The sequence below is a fragment of the Lysobacter sp. N42 genome (assembly GCF_004344885.1).
The window spans coordinates 29,071-42,938 of record NZ_SKFB01000015.1 but is presented as its reverse complement, the minus strand read 5'-3'; the positions used below and the strand labels follow the sequence as shown (position 1 = coordinate 42,938).

Below are 13,868 nucleotides of genomic sequence, written 5' to 3'. Positions count from 1 at the left end.
GCGTCCCGTGGTGTACCGATACCGGCGTCAGTGAATAGGTTGGCGAGGAGCTGCTTTTTCGAATCCCGAATCCGAATCGCGAATGTCAGTTCCTCAAAGGCTTGCCCGTCTTGAGCATGTGCGCGATGCGCTCCTGCGTCTTCGGCATCTGCGCGAGCTCGACGAAGTGCTGCCGCTCGAGCCTGAGCAGCCATTCCTCGTCGACCACCGAGCCGCGGTCGACCGCGCCGCCGCACATCACGGTGGCGATGCGCGTGGCGATCTCGTAGTCGTGCGGCGAGATGAACAGGCCTTCCAGCATGTTGATCAGCATCATCTGCAGCGAGGCGATGCCGACGTCGCCGGCCACCGTCACATTGCGCGCAGGCAGCGGCGGGCGGTAGCCGGCCTCGGCCATCGCGCGCGCCTGCGCCCTGGCCACGTGCAGCAGCTCATGGGCGTTGAACGTCACCACGTCGCTTTCGCGCGCCAGCTTCAGCGACCTGGCCTCGAACGCCGACGTCGACACCTTGGCCATCGCCGCGCTCTCGAACGGCGCCTTGAGGTGGGCGAACACGTCGCCGCCCGGGCCCGCCGCCTGCGAGGCGCGCACGGCGAATTCCTTCAGCCCGCCGCCCGCTGGGAGCAGGCCGACGCCCGCCTCGACCAGGCCGACGTAGCTCTCCAGTGCGAACACGCTGCGCGCGGCATGCATCTGGAACTCGCAGCCGCCGCCGAGCGCGAGGCCGCGCACCGCCGCCACCACCGGCACCAGCGAATACTTGATGCGCTGGCTGGTGCGCTGGAAGTTCTCGACCATCGCCTCGAAGCCGGCCACGTTGCCGGCCTGCAGCAGGCCCAGCGCACCGGCCAGGTCGGCACCGGCGGAGAACGGCTCCTTCGGCTGCCAGATCACCAGGCCGCCGAAGTCGCGCTCGGCGATGCCGATGGCTTCCTGCAGGCCGTCGAGCACCTTGTCCGAGACCGTGTGCATCTTCGTCTTGAAGCTGACGACCGCGATGTCGTCCTCATCGGCCCACAGGCGGATGCCATCATTCTCGAACAGGGTCTTGCCGGGTGCGAACTGCTCGCCGAGCAGCGGATCGGGGAAGCGCTGGCGCGCGTAGACCGGGTTCGACGAGCGCGCGACCGACGCGTTCCGCGCCGGGCTGAAGCTGCCGGCAGCCTCATGCACGCCGTTGCGCGCGCCCACCCATGCGGGCAGCGGCGCGTTCGCCATCGCCTTGCCGGCGGCGACGTCCTCGGCGATCCACTGCGCCACCTGCTGCCAGCCGGCCGCCTGCCACGTCTCGAAAGGACCCTGCGACCAGCCGTAGCCCCAGCGCATGGCGAAGTCGACGTCGCGCGCGGTGTCGGCGATGTCCTGCAGGTGGAAGGCGCTGTAGTGGAAGGTGTCGCGGAAGACCGACCAGAGGAACCGGGCCTGCGGATGCCCGCTGGCCCGCAGGGCAGCGAACTTCTTCGCCGGGTCGCGTTCCTTGAGGATCGCGGCGACGTCCGCATCGAGGTCGCCCGCGGTCGGGCGGTAGTCGCGCGCGGCCACGTCGAGGACGAGGATGTCCTTGCCGCGCTTGGTGTAGAACCCGGCACCGGTCTTCTGGCCCAGCGCACCCTTCTCGACGAGGCCACTCAGCCATGCGGGGGCCTTGAAGTGCGCGTGCCAGGGATCGTCCGGCAGCGTGTCCGCCATCGTCTTGATGACGTGCGCCATGGTGTCGAGTCCGACCACGTCCGCGGTGCGATAGGTGGCCGACTTCGGCCGGCCGATCGCGGGGCCGGTCAGCGAGTCGACGGTGTCAAAGCCGAGGCCGAGGCGCTCGGTGTGGTGCATCGCCGCCAGCATCGAGAACACGCCGATGCGGTTGCCGATGAAGTTCGGTGTGTCCTTGGCGATCACCACGCCCTTGCCGAGCGTGGTGGTCAGGAAGGTCTCGAGCCCTTCGAGCACCTCGCGATCCGTCGCCTTGGCCGGAATCAGTTCGGCCAGGTGCATGTAGCGCGGCGGGTTGAAGAAGTGCACCCCGAGGAAGCGGTGGCGGAGCTCCTCGGGCAGCACGTCGGCCAGCGCGTTGATGCCCAGGCCCGAGGTGTTGCTCGCCAGTACCGCGTGTGCCGGAACGAACGGCGCGATCCTGCGGTAGAGGTCCTGCTTCCAGTCCATGCGCTCGGCGATCGCCTCGATCACGAGGTCGCAGCCACGCAGCAGCTCCAGCCCGCTCTCGTAGTTCGCCGGGGTGATGCGCTCGGCCAGCGCCTTGTCGGCCAGCGGGGCGGGGGAGAGCTTGGCGAGGTTGGCGATTGCCCTGGTCACCACGCCGTTCGGATCGGCTTCCTTCGCCGGAAGGTCGAACAGCACGGTGTCGACACCGGCGTTGGTCAGGTGCGCGGCGATCTGCGCCCCCATGACGCCTGCGCCGAGAACGGCGGCGCGGCGGACGAGCAGTTTCTTGGACATGTCGTATCGGTCCCGGTTGGGTCAGGCAGGGTCCGCGCTCGGGCACTGGATGCCCGCGGCGGCGAAACGGATGAGCTCGCGCGCGGCGCGGGCCCGGTGGGCGGCCTCCGACGCGCCGGTCGGCCGCTTGATCAGGCCGAAGTCGGACATCGCGTAGGTCAGGGCGCCGGAAAGGAAGTCCAGGCGCCAGTACAGCGTCTCCTTGCCCAGCCCCGGCACGACCGCCGCGATGGCCTTGGCGAACTCGCGCAGGACGTGGCCGTAGTGGTCGGACAGGAACTTGCGCAGAGCGTCGTTCTTCTCGGCATAGGCGCGCGCGATCACGCGCACGAACGACGCGCCGCCATGGCGGTCCTGCGCGATGGCGAGCGCCGGCTCCACGAAGGCCGCGAGGATCGGCTCCAGCTGGCCCGGGTGGTTCTCCACCGCCGAACGCAGGGCGGACAGGCGCTGCGCACTCATCTCGTCCATGCGGCGGCGGAACACCTCGTTGACCAGGTTTTCCTTGCTGCCGAAGTGGTAGTTCACGGCCGCGATGTTCACGTCGGCCCGGCTGGTGACCTGCCGCAGCGACGTGCCGGCGAAGCCATGCTGGGCGAACAGTTCCTCGGCGGCGCCGAGGATGCGGTCTTTCGTGGAGAATGGAGTCGTACCCGACATCGTCTGGCCTAATCAAACGCTTGTTTGATGGTAGGTCGCCACCGTACGGGGGTCAATGGCCGCTGCCGGGTACGCCGCCTCCGGCCGTGGCCGCTTTCACCGACGCGGCCTGAACGCGTAGAATCCGCACCTGCCAGTTCGGCTAAACCCGCGTCGCCACGCGGGTTTTTCTTGTTATCTTGGGCGCCGAGACGCATCCGGCGCCCGCCAACCTCGGAGAGCAGTCCCATGGCGCTGGAGCGCACGATTTCCATCATCAAGCCCGACGCGGTCGCCAAGAACGTGATCGGCCAGATCTACAGCCGCTTCGAGCAGGCCGGCCTCAAGATCGTCGCCGCGAAGATGAAGCAGCTGTCGCGCCAGGAGGCCGAGGGCTTCTACGCCGTGCACCGCGAGCGCCCGTTCTTCAATGCGCTGGTCGAGTTCATGGTCTCCGGTCCGGTGATGATCCAGGTGCTCGAGGGCGAGAACGCCGTCGCGAAGAACCGCGAGCTCATGGGCGCCACCAACCCGAAGGATGCCGCGCCGGGCACGATCCGCGCCGACTTCGCCGATTCCATCGACGCCAACGCCGTGCACGGCTCGGACAGCCTGGAGAACGCCGCGATCGAGATCGCGTACTTCTTCCCGCAGACCGACGTCTACGCGCGCTGATTCCTGAAGTGAGAGAGATGACGAGCACGTCCCGCGACATCGACGCCACGCTGGTCGACACGGCCCCCGCCGTGCCGGCCCGTGCCGCCGCGCGCGCGGACGTGCCCGTCGCGCCCGAGGCGAAGAGGACCAACCTCTTCGACCTCGAGCGGGTGCAGCTGGAGGACTTCTTCGAGCAGGTGCTCGGCGAGAAGCGCTACCGCGCGCACCAGGTGATGAAGTGGATCCATCACCGCTACGTCACCGACTTCGACCAGATGACCGACCTGGGCAAGGCCCTGCGCGCCAAGCTCGAGCAGCATGCCTACGTGCACGCGCCGTCGGTCGTATTCGACAAGGCCTCCGCCGACGGCACGCACAAGTGGCTGCTCGGCATGGACCCGAAGAACGCCATCGAGACGGTCTACATCCCCGACAAGGGCCGCGGCACGCTGTGCGTGTCCGCGCAGGTGGGCTGCGCGCTCAACTGCCAGTTCTGCTCGACCGCAACGCAGGGCTTCAACCGCAACCTGTCAACCGCCGAGATCATCGGCCAGGTCTGGGTCGCCGCGCGGCACCTGGGCAACGTGCCGCACCAGCAGCGCAAGCTCACCAACGTCGTGATGATGGGCATGGGCGAGCCGCTGGCGAATTTCGACAACGTCGTGCGCGCGATGAGCATCATGCGCGACGACCTGGGCTACGGCCTGGCGAACAAGCGCGTCACGCTATCGACCGCCGGCATGGTGCCGATGATCGACAGGCTGGGCGAAGTGAGCGACGTCTCGCTCGCCGTATCGCTGCATGCGCCGAACGACGAGTTGCGCAGCGAGCTGGTGCCGCTGAACAGGAAGTACCCGATCGACGTGCTGATGGACGCCTGCGTGCGCTACGCACTGCGCAAGCCCGGTACGTCGGTGACCTTCGAATACACGCTGATGAAGGGCGTCAACGACCAGCCGCAGCATGCGCGCGAGCTCGTCCGCCTCATGCGCGCCTTCGATCGCTCGGTGCAGATGAAGGGCGCGGCCAAGGTCAACCTGATCCCCTTCAACCCCTTCCCGGGTACGCGCTTCGAGCGCCCCACGGACCAGGCGATCCGCGCCTTCCAGAAGCTGCTCAACGAGGCCGGCATGATCGCGCCGGTGCGCCGCACGCGCGGCGACGACATCGATGCCGCGTGCGGGCAGCTGAAGGGGCAGGTGATGGACCGCACGCGCCGCAGCGCCGATTTCCGCCGTCGCGTCGCACAGGAAGGGCTGGGCGATGCGGCCTGAGGGCTGGATCCGCTGCCTGCTGGGCCTCGTGCTCATCGCCACCGCCGCGGGCTGCAGCCGCGTCACCTTCCTCCGTCCCGACGTCTCGCGTGGCGACTACCGCCGGGTCGCTCCCGAGGTGAGCATCCGGCCCGACAGGAAGTCGGGGGCGATCAACCCCGTCCGCGCTGCCGAAGCGCGGCTGCTCTCGGGCGACGCCTCCGGCGCGCTGCAGGCGGCCGAGCGCGCGCTTGCCATCGACGACCGTTCCGCGGAGGCCCACAGCGTGGCGGCACTGAGCCTGGATGCGCTCAAGCGGCCCCGCGAGGCGGGCGCCCATCATCGCCGCGCCGCCGAGCTGGCACCGGGCCAGGGATCGCTCCTCAACAACTACGGTGCCTGGCTCTGCGCGAACGGGCGCCCTGCCGAGGCGGCGGGCTGGTTCGACCGCGCCCTGGCCGCGCCCGGCTACGCATCGCCGGATGCAGCCCTCGCCAACGCGGGCGCCTGCGCGCTCCGGTCCGGCGACCTGGAACGCGCGGCGGCCTCGCTGCGCCGCGCGATCGAGATCGCGCCTGCCAACCCGCTGGCCCTGCGCACGCTGGCCGAAGTCGAGCTTCGGCGCGGGCGCGCGTTCGAAGCGCGTGCCTTCATCGAGCGACGCCTTGCGGCGGCGCCGGCGGACGAGGAATCTCTGCTGCTTGCGTCACAGATCGAACAGGAACTCGGCGACACGGCCGCTGCCGCGCGCTACGTTCGGCGCATCAGGGCGGAGTTCCCCCGGACTCCTGACTCCGCCCGGGAAGGCGGGAACCCATGACGAATCCGCACGCAGCCGACTCTGCCGTCGGCGAGCGCCTGAGGAAGGCGCGCGAGGCCGCAGGCTACAGCCTTGCGGACGTTTCCACCCGCTCGAGGATTCCGGTCCGGGTGCTCGAAACCCTGGAATCGGGTGACTGGGCTGCCATCGGCGCGCCGGTCTTCGTCCGAGGCCACGTACGGGCCTATGCGCGCGTGCTCGGCCTGACGCTCGACGACCAGGCCCTGCCCAGCCCGCTGTCCACGTCGCAGATTCCCAGCCTCGTGAGCCATTCGCACGTGCCGCGCTACCGGCACGTGGCGGAAAACCTCGGGCGCCGGGTCGTCTATATCGTGCTGACCGCGGCACTCGTGGTGCCGGTCTGGCTTGCCACCCGGGGCTCGTTCCAGGCTGCCGGGCCGGCCGTGGCGCCGCTGGACGTGCCGGCCTCGGTCGGATCGGTCGCGGACGGGCCCACGCCGATGATGGCGTCGATCGCTCCCTTGCCGTCTGCCGCGGCGGTGCGGCCGGGCCTGATGCTGGAGTTCGCCGGCGAAAGCTGGGTGCAGTTCTTCGACGCGAGCGGGCGCCTGCTCGAGAGCGGCCTCGTGGCCGCGGGGCAGCGCCGCGAGCTCGGTGCCGCGGGCGTCGCGCGCGTCGTGCTCGGCAACGCATCCGCGGTGCGTGCCGTGCGCGGTGGCGAAGCGGTGGACCTGGCACCCTACAGCCAAGCGAACGTCGCCCGCTTTACGCTATCCTCTGACGGTTCCCTCGCGCCGATCGCGCCTGCAAGGCCCTGACGTCGGCCAGCCACGGCCGGATTCGCGGCCGGCGCCACGCGGGGTCCCTTCCTCCAGCGGTTCCCGTCGACGGCGGGACGAGCAAGCATGGCGATCGACGAAATTCTCGACGAACACGAACAGAGCCGGCGCGTCCAGGACTGGCTGCGTCGCAACGGCCTCGGTCTGGTCGGCGGCGTCGCCCTGGGGCTGGCTGCGGTATACGGCTGGCGCTGGTGGCAGGATCACCAGGTGCAGGAGGACATGCGCGCAGCGGATGCCTACCAGCAGGCCGTGGACGAGGTGGTGAGCCGCGGCGTGGCCGCCGCACCGCGCGTGAAGGCGCTGCCGGAGGGCACGTACCGTACGCTGGCCTCGCTGGTGCTCGCGCGCGCGCAGGTCGAGGCCGGGCAGCGCGATGCCGCCCTCGGCACGCTCCGTGGCGCGATGCCAGCGTCCGGCCCCCTGCGCGAGATCGTGGAACTGCGTGTCGCCCGCCTGCTGCTGGACGGCGGCAAGATCGAGCAGGCGCTGTCGACGGTGCGCGGGGACTCCGCAGCCGTCGAGGAACTCCGTGGCGATGCGCGGGTCGCACAGGGGCGCCGGGACGACGCGCGCGAGGCCTACCGCCGCGCACTCGCCAAGGCCGAGGTCGGCTCGCCGCAGCGCGGGCTGATCGAACTCAAGTACACCCAGGTGGGCGGCGTGCCCGCCACGCCCCCGTCGCCATGAGGTCCGCCTGATGAATCATCCGTCCCGCCGTTCCGACCGCTCACCGCACATCGCCGTGCGTGCGCTCCATGCCGTCCTGGCGCTGGCCCTCGCGGGAGGCCTCGGCGGTTGCTCGACGGTCAAGGGCTGGTTCGGCGACGACAAGGCGAGCCCGGTGGAGCCCAGCGCGCTCGCCGAGTTCGCGCCCTCGCTGTCCGTCACGCCGCTCTGGTCCGCCAAGGTCGGAAACGGCGATGCCGGAGTCGGCATCGGCCAGGCGCCGGTGGTGGAGGGCGGGCATGTCTACACGGCCACGGTGTCGGGCGACGTGCGTGCGCTCGACCTGCAGACCGGCCGGGTGGCCTGGGCCTACGAGGCCGGCACGCGGCTGGGCGGTGGCCCGGGCGTTGGCGACGGACTGCTCGTGGTCGGCGGCCTCGAAGGCGACGTGATCGCGCTGGACGCGGCCACCGGCACGGAAAAGTGGCGCGCGAAGGTGGGCAACGAAGTCATCGCGGCGCCGGCGGTGGGGCAGGGGCGCGTCTTCGTGCGGTCCAACGACGGACGCGTGACGGCGTTCGACGCCGCCACGGGCGAGCGTCGCTGGTTCCGGAACCACGACATGCCCAGCCTCACCGTGCGCGGCAACGACGCGCCCGCCCTCGGGCCGGGCGTGGTGTTCGTCGGCAATGACGACGGCAGCGTGGCGATGCTCGCGATAGACGATGGCCGCCCTCTGTGGGCCGTGCCGGTCGCGCAGCCGGAAGGCCGTACCGAGTTCGACCGCATGGCCGATGTGGACGGTACGCCCGTTCTCGACGGCAGTGCGGTCTTCGCGACCAGCTACAAGCGTCGCACCGTCGCCATCGACGGCCCGAACGGCCGGCCGGTGTGGGTCGCCGAGCACGGCGGCGCGGGTCGGCCGGCCGTGGCGTCGGATCGCATCGTGGTGGCCGAGCCCGATGGCGGCGTCTTCGGCCTCGACAAGCAGAGTGGCGCAGCCCTCTGGCGGCAGCCGGGGCTGGCGCGCCGCGGCGTGACCGGCGCCGCGATCGTGGGCGAGCACGCCGTGCTGGCGGACTTCGAGGGCTACGTGCACTGGCTGCGCCTGGACAATGGCGACTTCGCCGCCCGCAGCCGTGCCGGCCGCGACGCGGTGCGCGCTGCGCCGGTCGTCGCCGATGGCGTGGTGGTGGTGCAGAACGTCGACGGTGGCGTCGCGGCTTTCCGCGTCGGCCAGTAATTCCTTCGCGGGCCGCACCGGTGGCGACGCCACCGTGCGGCCCGTGCATTTTCCAGAGACCCGAGGTCGCACCATGCTTCCGCTCGTCGCCCTCGTCGGCCGGCCCAACGTGGGCAAGTCCACGCTCTTCAACGTGCTTACGCGCACGCGCGATGCCCTGGTCCACGACCAGCCCGGCGTCACCCGCGACCGCAATTACGGTGTGGCCCGCCCGGAGGGGCGCCCGGCGTTCGCCGTGGTCGATACCGGCGGCATCGCCGGCGAGGACGAGGGCCTGGCCGGGGCCACCGCGCGGCAGGCGCGCGCGGCCGCGGAGGAGGCCGACCTGGTCCTGTTCGTGGTCGACGGCCGCGAGGGCGCTTCGGCGCTTGACGACGAGATCCTGCAGTGGCTGCGCCGTACCGGCCGCCCCACGGTCCTGGTGGTCAACAAGACCGATGGCATCGACGCGCAGCAGGCGGTCAACGACTTCGCCCGCTACGGCCTCTCCGACCGCGTGGCGGTGGCGGCCTCGCACCGCCACGGCGTGGACATGCTGCTGGCGCGCATCTACGCGCACCTGCCCGAGGAAGGCGCGGCGCCGGTGCTGGACGACGACCCGACGCGGATCCGCGTGGCCTTCATCGGCCGCCCCAACGTGGGCAAGTCGACGCTCGTGAACCGCCTGCTCGGCGAGGAGCGTATGATCGCGTCCGAGGTGCCGGGCACCACGCGCGACTCGGTCTCGATCGACATGGAGCGCGATGGCCGCCGTTATCGCCTGATCGACACTGCCGGCCTGCGCCGTCGGTCGCGCGTGGACGAGGCGGTCGAGAAGTTCTCCGCCTTCAAGACGCTGCAGGCCATCGAGCAGTGCCAGGTCGCCGTCGTGCTGCTCGATGCCTCGGAGGGCATCACCGACCAGGACGCCACCGTGCTGGGCTATGCGCTCGATGCGGGCCGCGCGCTGGTCATCGCCGTCAACAAGTGGGACGGCCTGAGCGAGTACCAGCGCGAGCAGGCCGCGTCCATGCTGTCGCGAAAGCTGGGATTCGTGGACTGGGCCGAGGCCGTGCGCATCAGCGCCAAGCACGGTTCCGGCCTGCGCGAGCTGTTCGCCGCCATCCATCGCGCCCACGCCTCGGCGACGAAGGAATTCAGCACCAGCGAAGTCACGCGTGCGGTCGAGATCGCCTACGAGACCAACCCGCCGCCGACGGTGCGAGGCCACGTGGCCAAGCTCCGTTTCGCGCACCCGGCCGGCAGCAACCCGCCGACCTTCGTCGTGCACGGCACGCGCCTGCGCACGCTGGGCGACACCTACCGGCGCTATCTCGAGAACTTCTTCCGCAAGCGCTTCAAGCTCGTCGGCACGCCGGTGCGCTTCGTCTTCAAGGAAGGCAGCAATCCGTACGAGGGCAAGAAGAACGAGCTGAGCGAGCGCCAGGTCGCGCGCAAGCGCCGCCTGCTGCGCCACGTGAAGCGCAAGTAGGGCGTCCGCCTCCGGCCCGGGCGCCGAGCGCCTTCATGGCGGGACTGGGCTCCACCGGTGGGCGCGGTGCAACGCGACGTTCAGCCGCGCGGGAGGCACGCATGCCGCCGGCGCGCGACAATCAGCCGATGAGCCCGATCGTCACCCCGCAGCAAGCCCACGACCGCCAGCGCGCCGGCGCGCTCCTGGTCGACGTGCGCGAGGAGCACGAACGCGCTTCGGGCATGGCCGCCGGGGCCGTCGCCTGCGCCGCGGCCGACCTCGCCGAAACCTTCGGTGACCCGGGCCGGGAAATCCACGTGATCTGCGAGAGCGGCCTGCGATCGGCGCGGGCCGCCGCGGCCCTGCTGGAGCGGGGCTACGCACGCGTGTTCTCGGTCGACGGCGGAACGCGGCGCTGGCGTGCCGACGGCCTGCCCATGGTTGTGCCCGAAGGCGATGCCGACTTCTTCGAACGCTATTCGCGGCACCTGCGCCTGCCCGGCGTGGGCGTCGAGGGCCAGCGCCGGCTGGAGTCGGCGCGCGTGCTGCTTGTCGGGGCCGGGGGGCTGGGGTCGCCGGCGGCGTTCTACCTGGCGGCGGCCGGCGTCGGCCTGCTGCGCATCGCCGACGACGACGTGGTCGACCGCAGCAACCTGCAGCGCCAGATCCTGCATGGCGAGGCGAGGGTGGGGCAGCCCAAGGTGCGCTCGGCGGCGGCGGCGCTGTCGGCGCTCAATCCGCGCGTGCGCGTCGAGGCCGTGGAAGAGCGGGTGACATCGGCCAACGTCGACGCGCTCGTCGACGGCATGGACGTGGTGCTCGACGGCGCGGACAACTTCCCGGCCCGCTACCTGCTCAACGATGCCTGCGTGAAGCACGGCAAGCCGCTGGTCTACGGCGCGGTCCACCGCTTCGAGGGCCAGCTCGCGGTGTTCGACGCCGGCCGCCACCGCGGCAGCCAGCCCTGCTACCGCTGCCTCTTCCCCGAGCCGCCGCCCCCGGAGGCCGCGCCCAACTGTGCCGAGGCGGGCGTGCTCGGGGTCCTGCCGGGCGTCATCGGGCTCCTGCAGGCGACGGAGGTGCTCAAGCTCCTGCTCGGAACGGGCGAGACGCTCGCAGGCCGGCTGCTGCAGTTCGATGCGCTCGCCGCGCGCTTTCGCGAGACGCGGATTCCTCCCGATCCCGATTGCGCCGTCTGCGCGGCCGGTCGCGAGTTTCCCGGCTACGCCGACTACGCGCGCTTCTGCACGGCCTGAGCGCCAGCCGGCCCGTGGAGCGGCGATAATGCGCGCCCCGTCCCACGCCGCCCGCCGATGACCGACGATCGCCCGACCGCCCGCATCCTCGACGGCAAGCGCATCGCCGAGACGCTCCTGGACGAGCTCAGGGCGCGCGTGGACGCACGCCTGGCTGCCGGGAAGGCCGCGCCCGGCCTCGCCGTCATCCTCGTCGGCGACGACCCCGCTTCGGCCGTCTACGTGCGCAACAAGCGGCGCGCCGCGCAGAAGGTGGGCATCCGTGCCATCGACCACGACCTGCCGGCGGATACCGACGACGCCACGCTGCTCGCGCTGATCGACCGGCTCAATGCCGATCCGTCGATCCACGGCATCCTGCTGCAGCTGCCGCTGCCGGATCGCCGCGACGCGACCGCGCTGATCAACCGCATCGACCCGCGCAAGGACGTCGACGGCTTCCATCCGCAGAACGTCGGGCACCTGGTGCTGCGCCAGTTCGGCCTGCGCCCGTGCACGCCGCGGGGCATCACCACGCTGCTCGGCTATACCGACCGGCCGGTGCGCGGCCAGAGCGCCACGATCGTCGGCGTCAGCAACCACGTCGGGCGGCCGATGGCGCTGGAGCTGCTGATCGCCGGCTGCACGGTCACCTGCTGCCACCGCTTCACGCCGCCGCAGGTGCTGGAGGCGTCGGTGCGCGGTGCGGACATCCTGGTGGTCGCGGTCGGCCGGCCCGGCCTGGTCCCGGGGGAATGGGTGAAGCCCGGGGCGGTCGTCATCGACGTGGGCATCAACCGGCTCGACGACGGACGCCTGGTGGGCGACGTCGGCTTCGAGGCGGCCGCGCGCCGCGCCAGCTGGATCACGCCCGTGCCGGGAGGCGTGGGGCCGATGACGGTCGCCACGCTGATGGAGAACACGCTGGAGGCCGCCGAGGCCCTGGACCCGTAGCCCGCCACCCGGCGACGCAGCCCATCGCGTCCAGGCGCCGGCCCGTCGTTCGCCGTCGCCCGCGCAGGTCGCCGGCCCGTTCCACGGACATTCGGCGCGCGACCCGGCATCACGTTACAATGACGCGCTTCATCCTCCCGGGGTCGCCCATGCTGCGCATCCAGGCTGAAGCGCTCACCTTCGACGACGTATCGCTCGTCCCGGCGCATTCGACCGTCCTGCCCAAGGACGTCTCGCTCGCCACCCGCCTCACCCGCGACCTCACGATCCGCCTGCCGATCCTCTCGGCGGCGATGGACACCGTGTCGGAAGCCCGCCTCGCGATCGCGATGGCGCAGCTGGGCGGCATCTCCATCATCCACAAGAACATGACGCTCGAGCAGCAGGCCGCGCAGGTCGCGCAGGTCAAGACGTTCGAGGCCGGCGTCATCCGCGAGCCCTTCACCGTCGGGCCGGATACGACGATCGCCGAAGTCCTCAAGCTCACCCGCGCCCGCAACATCTCGGGCGTGCCGGTGGTGGACGAGGGCGGGCAGCTGGTCGGCATCGTCACCAGCCGCGACATGCGCTTCGAGAAGCAGCTCGACGATCCGGTGCGCAACATCATGACGCGCAAGGATCGCCTCGTGACCGTGCGCGAGGGCGCGCCCGACGACGAAGTGCTCGACCTGCTGCACAGGCACCGCATCGAGAAGGTGCTGGTCGTCAATGACGACTTCGCGCTGCGCGGGCTGATCACCGTCAAGGACATCCAGAAGAAGCGCGACAACCCGAATGCCGCCTACGACAGCAGCGGGCGCCTGCTGGTCGGCGCCGCGGTCGGCGTGGGCGGCGATACCGAGGCGCGCGTCGAGGCGCTCGTCGCCGCCGGTGTCGACGTCATCGTCGTCGATACCGCGCACGGCCATTCGCAGGGCGTGCTCGACCGGGTGAAGTGGGTCAAGACCAAGTTCCCGCAGTGCCAGGTCATCGGCGGCAACATCGTCACCGGCGACGCGGCGCTGGCGCTCATGGACCACGGCGCGGACGCGGTGAAGGTGGGCGTGGGCCCGGGCTCGATCTGCACCACGCGCATCGTCGCGGGCGTGGGCGTACCGCAGATCACCGCGGTGTCGATGGTCGCCGAGGCGCTGCAGGACCGTATCCCCCTCATCGCCGACGGCGGCATCCGGTACTCGGGCGACATCGGCAAGGCGATCGTCGCCGGCGCCTCCAGCGTCATGATCGGCGGGCTGTTCGCCGGCACCGAGGAATCGCCGGGCGAGACCGAGCTGTTCCAGGGCCGCAGCTACAAGAGCTATCGCGGCATGGGCTCGCTGGGCGCGATGGAGAAGGGCTCGAAGGACCGCTACTTCCAGGATGCCTCCGACGCCGACAAGCTCGTGCCCGAGGGCATCGAAGGCCGCGTGCCTTACCGCGGCCCGCTGCGTGGAGTCGTCCACCAGCTCGCCGGCGGCCTGCGCGCGACGATGGGCTACGTGGGCTGCGCGACGATCGAGGAAATGCGCACCAAGCCCAGCTTCGTGCGCGTCACCAGTGCCGGTTCCCGCGAGAGCCACGTGCACGACGTGCAGATCACCAAGGAACCGCCGAACTACCGCACCTGAGGGTGCGGTGGGATCCGGGATTCGCTGGACGGTCCCCCGGTGCGGATCCTGCAGCAGGCGAGAGTCCCGCTCTTGCGAATCCC

12 protein-coding genes are annotated in these 13,868 nt (G+C 70.9%); 10 read left to right on the top strand and 2 right to left on the bottom strand.

The window, feature by feature from the left end; translation table 11 throughout:
- Window positions 1-85 precede the first annotated feature (85 nt).
- Both EYQ95_RS17305 and EYQ95_RS17300 read right to left on the bottom strand, forming a co-directional pair.
- Window positions 86-2,455 (bottom strand): 3-hydroxyacyl-CoA dehydrogenase/enoyl-CoA hydratase family protein, encoded by a 2,370-nt coding sequence (locus EYQ95_RS17305; protein ID WP_132328611.1) that lies wholly within the window; start codon window positions 2,453-2,455, stop codon window positions 86-88.
- Between the two features lie 21 nt (window positions 2,456-2,476).
- The gene (locus EYQ95_RS17300; RefSeq protein ID WP_132328609.1) at window positions 2,477-3,115 is read right to left on the bottom strand and encodes a TetR/AcrR family transcriptional regulator; all 639 of its coding nucleotides are present in this window, start codon (window positions 3,113-3,115) and stop codon (window positions 2,477-2,479) included.
- 228 nt (window positions 3,116-3,343) lie between these two features.
- Between EYQ95_RS17300 and ndk the strand changes: the two genes are divergently transcribed.
- The 10 genes from ndk (at window position 3,344) to guaB (ending at window position 13,785) form a co-directional block, all read left to right on the top strand.
- Window positions 3,344-3,769 (top strand): nucleoside-diphosphate kinase, encoded by a 426-nt coding sequence (ndk, locus tag EYQ95_RS17295; protein WP_132328607.1) that lies wholly within the window; start codon window positions 3,344-3,346, stop codon window positions 3,767-3,769.
- 17 nt (window positions 3,770-3,786) lie between these two features.
- Entirely contained in the window at window positions 3,787-5,025 is a 1,239-nt protein-coding gene (gene rlmN / locus EYQ95_RS17290) for a 23S rRNA (adenine(2503)-C(2))-methyltransferase RlmN (RefSeq protein WP_132328605.1), read from the top strand.
- Window positions 5,015-5,824 carry a type IV pilus biogenesis/stability protein PilW gene (pilW, locus tag EYQ95_RS17285; RefSeq protein WP_132328603.1) on the top strand — a complete coding sequence of 270 codons (810 nt, stop codon included), beginning with the start codon at window positions 5,015-5,017 and terminating at the stop codon, window positions 5,822-5,824. The genes rlmN and pilW overlap by 11 nt, the downstream gene beginning before the upstream one ends.
- On the top strand, window positions 5,821-6,603 hold the full coding sequence (locus tag EYQ95_RS17280) for a helix-turn-helix domain-containing protein (RefSeq protein ID WP_132328601.1): 783 nt from the start codon (window positions 5,821-5,823) through the stop codon (window positions 6,601-6,603). Before pilW ends, EYQ95_RS17280 begins: the two co-directional genes overlap by 4 nt.
- An 87-nt stretch (window positions 6,604-6,690) precedes the next feature.
- Window positions 6,691-7,314 carry a tetratricopeptide repeat protein gene (locus EYQ95_RS17275; protein ID WP_132328599.1) on the top strand — a complete coding sequence of 208 codons (624 nt, stop codon included), beginning with the start codon at window positions 6,691-6,693 and terminating at the stop codon, window positions 7,312-7,314.
- A 10-nt stretch (window positions 7,315-7,324) separates the two neighbouring features.
- Entirely contained in the window at window positions 7,325-8,536 is a 1,212-nt protein-coding gene (bamB, locus tag EYQ95_RS17270; protein ID WP_132328597.1) for an outer membrane protein assembly factor BamB, read from the top strand.
- Between the two features lie 73 nt (window positions 8,537-8,609).
- Window positions 8,610-10,007 (top strand): ribosome biogenesis GTPase Der, encoded by a 1,398-nt coding sequence (der, locus tag EYQ95_RS17265; protein WP_132328595.1) that lies wholly within the window; start codon window positions 8,610-8,612, stop codon window positions 10,005-10,007.
- A 101-nt stretch (window positions 10,008-10,108) separates the two neighbouring features.
- The gene (gene moeB / locus EYQ95_RS17260) at window positions 10,109-11,245 is read left to right on the top strand and encodes a molybdopterin-synthase adenylyltransferase MoeB (protein ID WP_370451280.1); all 1,137 of its coding nucleotides are present in this window, start codon (window positions 10,109-10,111) and stop codon (window positions 11,243-11,245) included.
- 57 nt (window positions 11,246-11,302) lie between these two features.
- Window positions 11,303-12,178 carry a bifunctional methylenetetrahydrofolate dehydrogenase/methenyltetrahydrofolate cyclohydrolase FolD gene (folD, locus tag EYQ95_RS17255; protein WP_132328591.1) on the top strand — a complete coding sequence of 292 codons (876 nt, stop codon included), beginning with the start codon at window positions 11,303-11,305 and terminating at the stop codon, window positions 12,176-12,178.
- Window positions 12,179-12,327: 149 nt separating this feature from the next.
- The gene (guaB, locus tag EYQ95_RS17250; RefSeq protein ID WP_132328589.1) at window positions 12,328-13,785 is read left to right on the top strand and encodes an IMP dehydrogenase; all 1,458 of its coding nucleotides are present in this window, start codon (window positions 12,328-12,330) and stop codon (window positions 13,783-13,785) included.
- The last annotated feature ends 83 nt before the right edge of the window (window positions 13,786-13,868 follow it).

Coding starts and splice junctions, on each gene's coding strand:
- EYQ95_RS17275 (WP_132328599.1), top strand. CDS start 6,691: ATGGCGATCGACGAAATTCTCGACGAACACGAACAGAGCCGGCGCGTC.
- ndk (WP_132328607.1), top strand. CDS start 3,344: ATGGCGCTGGAGCGCACGATTTCCATCATCAAGCCCGACGCGGTCGCC.
- guaB (WP_132328589.1), top strand. CDS start 12,328: ATGCTGCGCATCCAGGCTGAAGCGCTCACCTTCGACGACGTATCGCTC.
- pilW (WP_132328603.1), top strand. CDS start 5,015: ATGCGGCCTGAGGGCTGGATCCGCTGCCTGCTGGGCCTCGTGCTCATC.
- moeB (WP_370451280.1), top strand. CDS start 10,109: ATGCCGCCGGCGCGCGACAATCAGCCGATGAGCCCGATCGTCACCCCG.
- EYQ95_RS17300 (WP_132328609.1), bottom strand. CDS start 3,115: ATGTCGGGTACGACTCCATTCTCCACGAAAGACCGCATCCTCGGCGCC.
- der (WP_132328595.1), top strand. CDS start 8,610: ATGCTTCCGCTCGTCGCCCTCGTCGGCCGGCCCAACGTGGGCAAGTCC.
- EYQ95_RS17305 (WP_132328611.1), bottom strand. CDS start 2,455: ATGTCCAAGAAACTGCTCGTCCGCCGCGCCGCCGTTCTCGGCGCAGGC.
- folD (WP_132328591.1), top strand. CDS start 11,303: ATGACCGACGATCGCCCGACCGCCCGCATCCTCGACGGCAAGCGCATC.
- EYQ95_RS17280 (WP_132328601.1), top strand. CDS start 5,821: ATGACGAATCCGCACGCAGCCGACTCTGCCGTCGGCGAGCGCCTGAGG.
- bamB (WP_132328597.1), top strand. CDS start 7,325: ATGAATCATCCGTCCCGCCGTTCCGACCGCTCACCGCACATCGCCGTG.
- rlmN (WP_132328605.1), top strand. CDS start 3,787: ATGACGAGCACGTCCCGCGACATCGACGCCACGCTGGTCGACACGGCC.